This is a genomic window from Rheinheimera fenheensis, from assembly GCF_039871805.1.
Classification (GTDB): Bacteria; Pseudomonadota; Gammaproteobacteria; order Enterobacterales; family Alteromonadaceae; genus Alishewanella; species Alishewanella fenheensis.
Window position 1 is genome coordinate 310,355 of sequence record NZ_JBDPJM010000004.1, and the last position, 13,323, is coordinate 323,677.

The 13,323-nt window shown below is 49.2% G+C and carries 11 protein-coding genes and 1 tRNA gene; 2 read left to right on the plus strand and 10 right to left on the minus strand.

Annotation, left to right across the window (positions count from 1 at the left end; translation table 11 throughout):
* The first annotated feature begins 120 nt into the window (after window positions 1–120).
* On the plus strand, window positions 121–2,640 hold the full coding sequence (locus ABGI61_RS08775; protein ID WP_347599952.1) for a PilZ domain-containing protein: 2,520 nt from the start codon (window positions 121–123) through the stop codon (window positions 2,638–2,640).
* On the opposite strand, the gene ABGI61_RS08780 is transcribed toward ABGI61_RS08775, so the two are convergent.
* On the minus strand, window positions 2,608–3,504 hold the full coding sequence (locus ABGI61_RS08780; protein ID WP_347599955.1) for an alpha/beta fold hydrolase: 897 nt from the start codon (window positions 3,502–3,504) through the stop codon (window positions 2,608–2,610). The two genes, ABGI61_RS08775 and ABGI61_RS08780, sit on opposite strands and share 33 nt — an antisense overlap.
* Before the next feature lie 2 nt (window positions 3,505–3,506).
* Entirely contained in the window at window positions 3,507–4,583 is a 1,077-nt protein-coding gene (gene serB / locus ABGI61_RS08785; protein WP_347599958.1) for a phosphoserine phosphatase SerB, read from the minus strand.
* 48 nt (window positions 4,584–4,631) lie between these two features.
* Between serB and ABGI61_RS08790 the strand changes: the two genes are divergently transcribed.
* Window positions 4,632–5,225 carry an AhpA/YtjB family protein gene (locus ABGI61_RS08790; protein WP_347599960.1) on the plus strand — a complete coding sequence of 198 codons (594 nt, stop codon included), beginning with the start codon at window positions 4,632–4,634 and terminating at the stop codon, window positions 5,223–5,225.
* On the opposite strand, the gene ABGI61_RS08795 is transcribed toward ABGI61_RS08790, so the two are convergent.
* The 8 genes from ABGI61_RS08795 to ABGI61_RS08830 all read right to left on the minus strand — a co-directional run bounded on the left by ABGI61_RS08795 (window position 5,205) and on the right by ABGI61_RS08830 (window position 13,145).
* Window positions 5,205–6,020, minus strand: coding sequence for a TatD family hydrolase (locus tag ABGI61_RS08795; RefSeq protein ID WP_347599963.1), 816 nt, complete (start codon window positions 6,018–6,020; stop codon window positions 5,205–5,207). The two genes, ABGI61_RS08790 and ABGI61_RS08795, sit on opposite strands and share 21 nt — an antisense overlap.
* Window positions 6,011–6,649, minus strand: coding sequence for a pyridoxamine 5'-phosphate oxidase (gene pdxH / locus ABGI61_RS08800; protein ID WP_347599966.1), 639 nt, complete (start codon window positions 6,647–6,649; stop codon window positions 6,011–6,013). Before pdxH ends, ABGI61_RS08795 begins: the two co-directional genes overlap by 10 nt.
* Before the next feature lie 3 nt (window positions 6,650–6,652).
* A complete protein-coding gene (gene argS, locus ABGI61_RS08805) occupies window positions 6,653–8,392 on the minus strand; it encodes an arginine--tRNA ligase (protein ID WP_347599969.1) in 1,740 nt (579 codons plus the stop codon).
* 12 nt (window positions 8,393–8,404) lie between these two features.
* Window positions 8,405–9,991, minus strand: coding sequence for a peptide chain release factor 3 (prfC, locus tag ABGI61_RS08810; protein WP_347599972.1), 1,587 nt, complete (start codon window positions 9,989–9,991; stop codon window positions 8,405–8,407).
* 127 nt (window positions 9,992–10,118) lie between these two features.
* The gene (gene rimI, locus ABGI61_RS08815; protein ID WP_347599975.1) at window positions 10,119–10,559 is read right to left on the minus strand and encodes a ribosomal protein S18-alanine N-acetyltransferase; all 441 of its coding nucleotides are present in this window, start codon (window positions 10,557–10,559) and stop codon (window positions 10,119–10,121) included.
* Window positions 10,549–10,875, minus strand: a complete 327-nt coding sequence (locus tag ABGI61_RS08820; protein WP_347599978.1) for a hypothetical protein — start codon at window positions 10,873–10,875, stop codon at window positions 10,549–10,551. The genes rimI and ABGI61_RS08820 overlap by 11 nt, the downstream gene beginning before the upstream one ends.
* A gap of 9 nt (window positions 10,876–10,884) precedes the next feature.
* Window positions 10,885–10,961 (minus strand) — tRNA-Trp (locus ABGI61_RS08825).
* A 153-nt stretch (window positions 10,962–11,114) separates the two neighbouring features.
* A complete protein-coding gene (locus ABGI61_RS08830) occupies window positions 11,115–13,145 on the minus strand; it encodes a S9 family peptidase (RefSeq protein ID WP_347599981.1) in 2,031 nt (676 codons plus the stop codon).
* Between the last annotated feature and the right edge of the window lie 178 nt (window positions 13,146–13,323).

Below are 13,323 nucleotides of genomic sequence, written 5' to 3' on the forward strand. Positions count from 1 at the left end.
AGTTTATTTTCTCAAGCTAAATGAAAGGCATGGATATTGCTTTTCAAAATGTAACAACGTAGCGTACTACAGATTATAACTATAGGATGCCGGTATTTTGGCATTTAACCTGACTGAATTATGACAGCGACCGATCTACAGGAACATATTGGTGTAATTGACCGGATGAAAAGCCTGCTTAACAGCGCAGACTTTGATCAGGTATTTAGCCTGTTAACGTCAGATCTGCCGAAGTCAAAACAGTTTTTGCTAAAAATGGAATTAAAACGCATGGCACAGCCATGCAATTTCTTCATTGATTTACGAGGCCATGTTGATGGTGAAGTAAAACCCTATGAATACATGGGCAAAACGCATTACATGGACGACAACGCTATCCGCGTATTTGAAGCCGGTTTAAAACAATACGGTGGTTATACGCTGGGTTTATATGAAGAAGTGCTAAATACCGAGAACAATTTTCGGGTAATGCACCGTAAACAAACGGAAGAGCGGGTGCGTAATGCGCTGCAACAAACACCCGGCTCTGCAGATAGCACGACTGAGCCTACCGCCGCGCCAACTCAATGGGCTAAATTAATCCGGTTTGGTAACTATACCAGTCGGCGTGACGAGCGGATGCACTTTAGTATCGATGTTGAGCTGGAGTTTAACCAGCAGCGAATAAAGGCCAGCACCTCAGACTTATCGGTGTCGGGCTGTAAACTCAAACTTAACAGCGCTTTACCCTTAACCACTGACAGTGTTATTAAGCTGCATTTCACCGGGCTAGAACAAGAGTTTATGCTGGGTCTGGCGCAAGGGGTATCATACACCGTTGTCGACACTGAGCAGCAAGCTAATGCTTTTTACCTGCGTCTTAAGCGTTTACCGGATGAAAATGAAACCCAGTTTGCAGACTTTTTACAGCGCTTTATTAACGGCAATAAAAGACGCTATAAAGTTAACCTCGACAGCGTAAGCCAAAGTCTGCTTAGTAAAGGCTATGAGCAGTTTTACCTGCCCCGCAGCGCAAGCTTACCGGTCTTTATCGCGGTAAAAGACAACAGGCCCATACCGGTCTGTGCGCTGACCACAGATTACAACAAAAGTGTCTGGCAGTATTTTCTTGATGAGCAGCATCAGGCCATGTTTATCAACATCTGTCACACCAAGCGATTAAAGGCGCTACTGCAACAGAATAGCCATGACAAGTCCACCATACTGTACTGCTTTACTCATGCGGTAAAAGGCAAGCTGTTTTTTTACTCAGCTACCCGTGAAGAGCTAGCGCTGAATGAACAAACACGACAACTGTTTCTTGGCTTTGGCGCATCTAAGGCCAGTTGGCGGGTGTTTCACCTAAATCTACAGCGCACGTCACCTGTAACAGCAGAAATGCCATCAACCGTGCCACAAACTGACAACAGCAAACCTGCAGCAGGGTTGACACCGCTGGTGAAGCACTTTATTCAGGATCTGCGCTACATTGTCAGCCTGACCGATATTACCGCGACCGAAAGCGCGTTTTGGTATCAGAATTACCCGGTGGATCAACAGCAGCTAAAGCTACTAGCCGTATTTGGTCATAAAAAGCTGGCTCAACAGCCCCAGTGCGAAGCTGTGGCGGTGCAGTATGTTAACTTACGCTCAGAGTCGCGTTACCTCTACAAAACCAGTGTAACTATTACCGATCCTGAACAGCAGAGCGAATTAAACGGCCACAGCCGGGATTTTTCATCTAAAGGTATGCAGCTCGAAACCACACTGCCGGTGCGGTATAACAAGGGCGATGTGGTGCTGTTAAACCTGCCGGACATGCAGAAAATAAGCAATAAATACAGCTTAAGCGGTCTACCTTACGAGATAATGGCGGTAAGTAAAAGCCGTACCATCATGAACCTGCGTGCTGCAGAAGGTACAGTGCCGCATCCTGGCCGGTTGTTCTTTCAGCAATTAATTCAAAATAACCGCGCCAAGTTAACGCCAGCAGAAGAAAGCCCGAAATATCCGGGCCTGTCAGTAGCGCTGCGTAACATGTACCTGAGCGCACAAAACCATTTTGTGTTGTTTGTGCACCGAAAAGGTATTCGTTACGAAATTAATACGCTGGCACGGGGCAACGCTGCGATAAGCTTGCAGTTGTTACTCACACAACCCAAGCATGACGATAAGATTGCCCTATCGCCGCTGTTGCAGAACAACGCCGCCAGTTTATATTTTGCCCAACAGCTTAAACATATGAAGCGGCTTGATAATGCGCGCGTTTTTGAGCTGTTTGTTCAGGTTAAAGAAGATAGCACCCAGGGTTTACAGCTCACCTGCCGCTATGATTACGAATTTGGTAATGAGCAACACAAACAGCAATTTGTGTTAAATGCCAGTAGCAGCGGCAGCCTGTTTTGCTACCGCTTGTTATTGTCACGCACCGGCCGACCTGATATCGATTTCATTGCAACTGAGCTCAATTACATCAGTGCTTATGCCATTCATAAAGCTAAAAAACTGGAAGAAGAACTGTGGAGTGTCGCAGGTGTTTTAGATGCGATAGACATCTCCGCTGAAGTGCTGTGGCGCTACGGCGCATCTGCAGAGCACAGCGAACAACATGAACAGCGCCGGCTTGCGCTACTTGCCAAGCTGCAACAGCCAGTCACGTAATTGTGGGAAATGATCCTGCACTGCCGCCGGGTGTGTCAGCATAGAGATATGGTCATAATCCTGCTGATAACCTTGCGCTTTCCCCAGTAAACTAAACCGCGCTTGCGGTGCGGTTTCAGCGATAAACGCCTGTACATCAGCCGGATGCCCCAGCAAACGATCATTCTGCGCGGCAAAGTGCCACACTGGCGGCCAACGAAGTTTACTGCTGGCAGCGGCGTAGTCAAAATTATCCGTTAAATCGGTAAAAGGGGCGCCCTTTATCCACCTTACCGTATCGTGTAAAAACTGCGCTGGCTCATCATCAGCACCAAAGCGCCATTTGCGCGCCGGAAAATACCCATGCTTGCGACTAAGCCAGGGCGCCAGCGTATTCCACACCAGATCAATTTTAACCTTGCGTTCCAGGCTGTTAACACTTATCACCCGCTTGCTGCCAAAACAGACCTTAGCGGCCACCTTCTCGGCTAACTGCGGCTGGCGTGCCAGACTGGCACTGGCTACCACGCCGCCCCAGGAGTGTGAAATCACAATTACCGGTTGCTGATGTAGCTGGTAAACATGCTCAATCAGTGCCGGGATATCATGGTTAATCATCTGCTGCTGGCTTTGGTTAAAGCCCTCAGACACATGAGGCCTTGATAAACCCCGGCCGGCGAAGTCAGCGCAGTACACCATAAAACCATGGTCGGCCAGGTAACAGCCTAAGCCTTTTCCAGATTGGCTGTAAAATATACGGCTGTTTTCAATAGCGCCATGTAGCATCAACACAGGTGCTATGCCTTGTTGCAGCGGCAGCAAACGACGCAAATGCAGCTGATACTGCTCTAAATCGAGATAAAACGAGCTTTGCTGATGCTTCATGCTTAATCCAGTAAGTACAGCAGCTGTAACAGCGAGCCCTGACGAATAGCGGCTTTAGCCTGTGCCTGTACCTTGGGTTTTGCATGAAAAGCTACGCCCAGACTGGCAGCATTTAGCATAGCGATATCATTAGCGCCATCGCCAATAGCCACTGTCTGGCTGTTTGCAATGCCATATTGCGCTGCCAGTTTAGCCACTACCTGGGCTTTGGTCGTCGCATCAACGATATCGCCCAGTACCTTACCGGTTAATTTACCCTCGTTGATTTCGAGCACATTGGCAAAAGTCGCCGTTAGCCCAAGTCGCTGTTTTAATGCGTCAGTAAAATAAGTAAATCCACCTGATGCTATCGCTACCTGCCAGTGGTGTTGTTGTAAGTGTGCCACCAGCTCGGTTAACCCCGGCATCAGCGGAACTGCATCCAGCACCTGACGCAGTATTGTTTCGGGTGCACCGGCTAAGGTTGCCACGCGCGCCACCAGGCTTTGGGCAAAATCCAGCTCGCCATTCATCGCACGGGCCGTTACTGCCGCCACCTGCTCGCCAGTGCCGGCTAACTTGGCAATCTCGTCAATACATTCGATCTGGATGGCAGTTGAGTCCATATCCATGACCAACACGCCGGGGTGTCGCAGGCTAGGCGCAGCAGTTAAATACACCTGCTCCACCTGCAGCTCTGTCGCTAACTGCGCCAACTGCAACTGCTGTGCTGCGCTTAAAGACTGTGTCAGATGCAACTTCACCGCCACAGCCAGCGCCGGATGTGGCTGATACAACTGGCAATTAATGGCTGTATTCGGCCATAGTGCCTGCAGCAGCTGCGCCAAAACGGATAAGCTTAGGCCAGAGCCAAACAACCGTACACTCGCGACGATAGTGTTATCCGGTAATGCAAAGGCTGCGGCGGGCGTTATCGGCATGGGCATAGCACTGTGCAGCAGCATTTGCTGCTCCTCGCATTGCAGCACGTAAGTTTGCAGCGGCATCAACGGCAGCAGTGCAGTGGTTTGCCCGACTTGTGATAAAGAAAGCTGATAAAAAAACGACAATGAGATACCTATACTTGCTGGGTTGACCATGGCATGCTACCGGTTTTCGGGCAGGCCTGACTGGCGCTGATGGAAAATATGCAGAACCATATCGCAATACCAGATACGACATCAAGCACTATTAAACTTGTGCAAATAGCCTTAGCCGTGCTGGGTATTTGGCTATTGCTGCAAGCCTGGGTTTATACCCAGCAGCAGGGTAAAGCCTTACTGCAGCAGCAAAGCAGCCAATTAATGCGTGAAACGCTGTCGGCGTTATCGCATACAGCAGCCTATTTGATTGAAAACGACCAACTGGACGGCCTGGAACAGCTGACACAGCATATTGCAGCCAGCCCGTACTTACACGATGTGGTGGTGTATGACGCTAACGGCGTACGCATGAGTTGGTCAGAAGGTAGCTCACCAGCGCGGTTATTATACGGGCCAAGCCACAGCGAACAATTACAGGCGATGGTGCAGCCGATTACTAAAGATCAGCAGCTACTGGGCTATATTAAACTGAGTTTGCGTCTTGATGCCTCAGTGACACCAGTCGCTATTCGCTGGCAGCAATTAATGCAGCAGTTGCTGGCGATGTTAGTGTTGGCGGGCGTAATAGGTTTTTTACTGCGCAGGGGCTTTGCACGCTTGTCACGCCAATCGCTGCGTTTACGTAAGAGCAAGCCTTAACGCTGCGATACTGTTTTGCCACAAGGCTGTAGCAATTTGCTCGGGCGGCTCAGTTCTTAGCTGACAAAAGGCTGCAAACACCAATGCCAGCTGCGCCGGCGTATTTACCTGCCCCTGATAGCCACTAAGTGGCATAGCCGGCGCATCCGTTTCCAGCACAAAGCAACTTAACGGCAAATTTTTTACCGTGTGACGCGTTTTTTCTGCGCGCTCATAAGTAATGGTGCCGCCAATCCCCAGCTTAAAGCCAAGGTCGATAAAAGCTTTGGCCTGCTGCTGACTGCCAGAAAAGGCATGCAAAATGCCGCCCTCAGCAAACTGTTGCTTTTTCAGCTCTACCAACAGCTGAGGCTGACTTTTACGGTGATGCAGAATAACGGGCTTTTGGTATGTACCAGCAAGCTCAAGCTGCTGACTAAATAGCTTTTCCTGAACCTCAAAGCTGTCTGCGTCTAACGCGAAATCCAGACCAATCTCACCCACTGCTGTTATTTGCGGGCTATGTTTTGCCAATAACGCTTCGAGATCACTAAGTGCATCAGGCTTGGCCTTTGTTGCCCACCACGGGTGAATGCCCAAGGCGATATGCCAGTCAGGATGTTGCTGATGCAGGTGCAGCAGGTTACGCCATGCCGCTTGCTCTACAGCGGGAATAAGCAGCTTTTCCACACCAGCCTGCAGGGCGTTGCGCCAATGTTTAAGCTGCTCTGCGTTTAGTTCAGGTAAATCAAGATGGCAATGGCTATCAAACAACCGCAGGCGGCTGCTATATGTGTGCTGCCCGGTTAGGGGCATAACCGTTCGATACTCCAGCTGTTATCGCTTTGCCTGGTGTACATAAACCGGTCATGTAAACGGTGCTCGCCGCCTTGCCAGAACTCGATTTTATGTGGCCGCACTAAAAAACCGCCCCAGAATGACGGCAGCGGCACTTCGCCATGTTCAAACTTATGTTTTATCTCGGCGAACTTCTGCATTAGCGCTAAGCGGGTTGATACCGGCCGGCTTTGCTCTGAGGCCCATGCCGCCAACTGACTTTCTTTCGGGCGTGACAAAAAGTATTTGGCTACCTGAGCTGAGCTTACCCGCTCGGCAGTACCATAAACTATTACCTGCCGCTCCAGCGGGTGCCAAGGGAAATGCAGACACACCTTTGGGTTTGCCGACAGTTCAGTTGCCTTACGGCTGCCCAGGTTGGTGTAAAAAGTAAACCCTTGCGGGTTAACGTCTTTTAACAGTACCAGCCGTTGTGATGGCTGGCCATGTTCGTCGACAGTCGCCACACACATAGCGGTTGGATCCGGCAGTTCTGCTGCTATCGCATCCTTTAGCCACAGTTCAAACTGCGCTATCGGATTGGCATTTAACTTGTCAAAATCCAGCTTATCTTTAGTGTAACTGCGGCGAATATCGTCGATCTTCATAGTTTACATACGCTCCATAACCTCAATACCTAGCAAGTCTAGACCCTGCTTTAACAGCTTAGAGGTAAAAATACTCAGCATTAAACGGCTATCACGCTGCGTTGGTTCAACGCCGTCTTTAAGTATCGGGCAAGCTTCGTAAAACGCCATATATAAACTGGCCAGCTCATAGAGGTAATTACACAGCAGGTTTGGCTGTGCATCTTTCATTACCTGCTGCAGTGCCTCTTCAAAGCGCAACAATTTAACGGCTAATTGCTTTTCCTGCTCTTGTTCAATCAGCAGCGCTGCACTGAAACCATCGGCAATTTCAGCACGGCGTAAAATGCTGCGCACCCGGGTATAAGCATATTGCAGGTAAGGTGCGGTGGCGCCTTCAAAGCTTAGCATGGCATCCCAGCTGAAAATGTAGTCGCTGGTACGGTTTTTCGATAAGTCAGCAAACTTCACTGCACCAATACCGACTTTACGTGCGACTTCTGCGATTTCATCTGCAGACAAGTCGCTGGCTTTTTCCTGCACTACAGCTTTAGCACGTACTACCGCCTCCTCCAGTAACTCGGCCAGTTTTACGGTGCCTCCGGTACGGGTTTTAAACGGCTTACCGTCTTCACCCATCATGGTGCCAAACGGGCAGTGATCATAAGTTGTGGCATCGCGCAGGTAACCGGCTTTGCGGGCTACCAGCTCAACCTGTTTAAAGTGCAGCGCCTGACGCGCATCGGTAAAGATCACGACGCGATCGGCATGTAAATCGTGGCTACGATACTGACAAGCGGCTAAATCGGTGGTCGAATACAGGAAGCCACCACCGGTCTTCTGTACTATAAAGGGGGAAGGATTGCCTTCTTTATCGGCCAGCTCCTGCAGAAATACCACCAGCGCGCCCTGATCCTCTACCGCCAATTCCTTGGCTTTCAAATCATCCACTATGCCCTGCAGCATACTGTTATAAGCACTTTCCGGCTTGATATCGGCGTGGCTTAGCGTAACGTTGAGTTTTTCGTACACTTCTTCGCTGTGCTTTACCGAAGTATCAATAAACAGCTGCCACAGTTTCTGGCAATGCGCATCGCCGCTTTGCAGTTTGACCACATAATCACGAGACTTATCGGCAAAGCCAGCTTCGTCGTCAAAGCGCTTTTTCGCTTCACGGTAAAAATCTTCTAAATCAGCAAGTGCGACAGACGCCAGATCAATACCGGCCGCCAGCTTATCTTCTAAGTGCGCGATCAGCATACCGAACTGAGTACCCCAGTCGCCCATATGGTTCTGACGGATAACTTTATCGCCCCAAAACTCCATAGTACGCACTACGGCATCACCAATAATGGTTGAACGCAAATGGCCAACGTGCATCTCTTTTGCCAGATTCGGTGCAGAATAGTCTACGACCACCGTCTGTGGTGCTGTATTAGCGCTTACGCCCAAACGGCTATCGTGAGCTGCCTGTTGCAGCTGCCCGGCCAGCCAGTTTTTATCCAGCGTAACGTTGATAAAACCCGGGCCGGCGATTTCGGTTTTTTCTGCGATGCCATTCAGTGCCAGTTTTTGTAGCAGTTGCTCAGCCAGCTGACGCGGATTGGTCCTCATCAGCTTTGCTGCAGCCATAGCCCCGTTAATCTGGTAATCACCAAATTCAGGCCGGGTACTTACCGTAACGGCAGCATTCGTATCGGCAGGTAAGCCCAGCGCAACAAAGGCGCTTTGTGTTTTCTCAGTGAGTAATTGCTTAATATTCATCCGGCTTACCTGTTAGTGTTCACGTGTTTTGTGGAATTTAATTTTCGGATAACGTTCCATGGCCAGATTCAGGTTCACCATGGTTGGCGCGATATAGGTGAGTGCATCACCGCCATCCAGTGCTAAATTCTGACTGGCTTTGTTTTTAAACTCATCCAGTGCTTTAGCATCATCGCTGTAAACCCAACGTGCCGTAGACACGTTTACCGCTTCGTACAGCGCATCTACGTTGTATTCTGACTTTAACCGATGCACGACTACATCAAACTGCAATACACCTACTGCGCCAACGATCAGATCGTTGTTATCTAATGGCCTGAACACCTGTACAGCACCCTCTTCGGATAACTGCACCAGACCTTTAAGTAGCTGCTTTTGCTTTAGTGGATCACGCAGGCGAATACGGCGGAACAGTTCCGGCGCAAAGTTTGGAATACCGGTGAACTGCATATTCTCGCCACTGGTAAAGGTATCACCAATCTTAATGGTGCCGTGGTTATGTAAACCGATAATATCGCCAGGGTAAGCTTCTTCCAAGTGCTCACGATCACCAGCGACAAACGTCAGCGCCTGCGGAATAAGTACATCTTTGCCAATGCGCACATGGCGCACTTTCATGCCTTTTTCGTATTTACCCGACACAATACGTAAAAACGCCACGCGGTCGCGGTGTTTCGGGTCCATATTGGCCTGAATTTTAAATACAAAGCCGGTGAAGCTGCTTTCCGTTGGTGCCACTGTACGGCTGTCAGTTGCTCGTGATTGCGGCGCCGGTGCCCACTCGGTTAAACCATCCAGCATATGGTCTACACCAAAGTTACCTAAAGCTGTACCGAAGAATACCGGCGTTAACTCACCTTTTAAAAACAGTTCCTGGTCAAATTCATGGCTTGCGCCACGTACCAGTTCCATTTCATCACGCAGCTGCTGGGCGTAGTAGCCAATACGTTTATCCAGCTCAGGGTTGTCAATGCCCTTGATAATATCCACATCCTGAATGGTGTGGCCCATACCGGATTTATAGAAAATGACTTCGTCACGCAGGATATGATACACACCTTTAAATTCCTTACCTGAAGCAATCGGCCAGGTAATAGGTGCACAGGCAATTTTCAGTACGCTTTCAACTTCATCCAGCAAATCAATCGGATCACGGATATCGCGATCCATTTTGTTCATAAAGGTGATAATAGGCGTATCGCGCAGCCGGGTAACTTCCATCAGTTTAATGGTACGTTCTTCAACACCTTTGGCGCCGTCGATCACCATCAGGCACGAATCTACTGCCGTCAGGGTGCGGTAGGTATCTTCTGAGAAGTCTTCGTGGCCAGGGGTATCCAGCAGGTTTACCAGACAATCATTGTACGGAAACTGCATGACAGAAGTGGTTACCGAGATACCCCGTTCCTTTTCCATTTCCATCCAGTCTGACGTGGCATATTGGCCAGACTTTTTGCCTTTCACGGTACCGGCTTTTTGGATCAGTTGTCCGAACAGCAATACTTTTTCAGTAATGGTGGTTTTACCCGCATCGGGGTGCGAGATAATCGCAAAGGTGCGCCGGCTGTTCACTTCGGCTAAAAAGTTATCTGTGCTCATAATATCCAATAGTTTGTTACCGCAGGCGTCCGGCTACGGTGTGGGGCTAAACGCCGGGGGTCAATAATAATGGGCGCGATTATAGCAGCTTGACAGCTGCAGGCACAAAGCAGAAATGCATAAGTGGTTATAACCACTTATGCATTAAAATAGCGTCGTCTTTACCCTCTGCGCTGACGTAATAGCCTTTACGCTGGCCATTAATACTAAAACCCGCCTTTTGGTACAACGCAATGGCTGCGTGATTATTGCTACGCACCTCTAACAGAGCCTCAGTGGCGCCGCGGCTTTGTCCTTCTGTTAAAAAGTGCTGCAGCAGCGCTTTACCATAGCCTTTGCCCTGTGCGTCAGTCGCCACGCAAATATTAAACAGCTCCAGCTGCTCCAGTATTAACTGGGCGATATAAAACCCCTGCATTTCACCGGCTTTATCCAGCAGTTTGTAGCTAAAATAGCTATCGGTAAAACTACTGTTAAAGGCCTGCTCTGTCCACGGGTACTTATTAGCTTCACGTTCAATCTGCAGCATCTGGCCAACATCCGCTGCACTGGCAAATTCAATCTTCATTCAGACTACTCAGCAATGCCCACAGTACTTTTTTCTGCTCTGCCTGGCGTAATGTTGTCAAATCAGCGGTAATCAGTTGCTGCTGTTCCAGCGATAACTCGGCACCAGCTTCGATATACCAGTTAACCCCCTCGGGTAACGCACAGGCAATATCCTGCGCCAGAGGTTGGTTTAGGTCGGGTTTTTGTCGTGTATTGGCGATAACATCACCGGTTTCTGCCAGCGAAACAGGCTGCTGAAAAACGTCGTTTAATGCCAACGGGGTTATTTGCAGTGTATTTAGCAACTGCTGCTGTGAGTAAGTAAGATTAGTCATAACGAGAAGTGGCAGGGGCAGAGGGATTCGAACCCCCAACCATCGGTTTTGGAGACCGCTGTTCTACCAATTGGAACTATGCCCCTGTAGCTGGTCGCGCCATTATACAAAAGCGAACTTAAAGGTAAAGCAAAAAGCTGTGAAATTAGAATCAACTGCATAGAAAACGAACATTGCGACCTGATAATAAGTGCAGCCTAACATAAGCCCGGTAGTCTGCCTACCGGGCAAGCATGACGTTAAGGCGTCGTTTTCTGCCGGTATTTATTAAACCAGTACACTATATAAGCCGGTTTGGCCATCAAATTACTAGGTCGGGAATGTAAGGCATGCGATGCGCCGGGCACCCGTACCATCGCCGTTTCCACGCCGCGTAATTGTAATGCCTGATAATACTGCTCAGTTTCAGAAATAGGCGTACGGTGATCACTCTCACCAGTAAATAGCATGGTTGGCGTCTTCACTTTGCCAACATGGGCGATAGGTGAATGTTTTAAATAATGCTCCGGCATCTCCCACGGCAGCCCCGGAAACCAATACTGGCTAAAGTAACTGTACATATCGGCATTTAACACAAAACTAAACCAGTTGATAACCGGGTTTACTGCCACCGCTGCGGCAAAACGATCAGTATGGGCAATGCTCCAGGTGGTGAGCACACCACCGCCACTGCCGCCGGTAATAAACAGTTCTTGGTCGTTTATAAAGCCACGGGACAACACAGCATCTACGCCATCCATCAGATCGTTAAAATCCTGGCTGGGGTAATTATGATGAATAAGATTAGCAAAATCTTCACCGTAGCTGGTGCTGCCACGCGGGTTGGTATAAAGCACCACATAGCCTTGAGCGGCCATCAGCTGCAGTTCCATGGCAAAATGCGGACCGTAGGCAGTATGCGGGCCACCGTGAATTTCTAGGATCAGCGGATATTTCTTATTGGCCTCGAACTTGGGCGGGTAAATGAGCCAGCCCTGTAACTTACGTTGATCAACCGATGAAGCGTACCAGAACTCCTCCACTTCACCGATATCACGGGCAAACAGCAAATCGTCGTTCAAACTGGTCAAGGTTTGCTTTTTACGTTTGTTGATCACCGCTAACTCAGCCGGCCGCTGTGTATTCATCTGGGTATAGGCTATCAGGCCATTGTCGGCAGCAGCAAACTGACCACCGCTATAAGGCCGGCTATAAGAGCCGCCGCCTAGATCTTCGGTAAGCACTGTGCGTTTACCGCTGATAGCTTGTTCTGCCAACACACCTTTACCCTCGTTGTCGTAAGCGATATAAAGTGCATTGCTATTAGCCTGCCATTGGAACTCATCAATAGCACGGTCCAAATCTTCCGTAAGATTACGGATATTGCTACCGTCGGTATTCATCACATAAAGCCGGTTCGCCTGATGTGCCAGTTTACGATCGTCAAAACCGACATAAGCGATAAGTTTACCATCGGGCGATAACTGCGGCAGAGCATCAGGGCCGTTACGGTCGGTCAGCTGCGTTAAGGTGCGATCAGCCAGCGTCAATTGGAATATTTCACTGTTTAACGGTTTGGCCAGCCAGTCAGCATGGCGATTAGCAGAGAAATAAATGGCTTTGCTATTCCGGGCCCAGCTGATTGCACCACCGTGATTAAAATCACCATCAGTCAGCTGAATAGCTGAACCACCATCGGCAGGCATCAAGTATATATGCTGATGGCCGGCTTTTAAGTAACCGGCTCCATCGGCGCGGTACTGCTTACTATCAATGTAAACCGGCGCTTTAGCCCACTCAGCTTTCTCAGGTTTGCCGGGTAAGGCTACAGGCGGCTTAACCGACTTGGGGGTAAACATTGTGAAAGCTATCCAGTTACCATCAGGCGACCAGCTTAAATTAGCCGGGCGCTGCTGCAACTGGCCTAGTTGAGAAGTGCGGCCGCTATCTAGCCATTTAAGATGAATTTGGCCGTCAGCAATAAAGGCTATGCGATTGTTATCAGGCCCCCACCGCGGCGAACTGGCATCAGTATTTTTGTCGGTCAACGCTTGCAGCGACTTACCATCGGCAGTGCTTAACCATAGGGTTGAGCGGCGTCTGTCAGTATTACGATCCATCCAATTACGTACAAATACGATGTTGTTGCCACTGCTATCAGGCTGAGGATCAGAGACAAACTCCAGCTCAAACACATCGTCATATTGCAAGGGTTGAGCAGCTAGTAGCGGGCTACTTAACAGCAGCGCAGCGGTAATACACACAGCACTTGTTATACGGGCTAGTTTCATCTTGGTATCCAGACATTTTTTGTTATAGGTGTTGTCTGATACTAACTGATTTACAGCAGCTAACTAGCCGATTTCGCCAGAGTGAAATTTAACCGAGATAAAAAACAAAAACCCCGCTCTAGAGAGCGGGGTTGGTATTGGGAGCCTGGCGGTGAACTACTCTCGCATAGCGAATGCT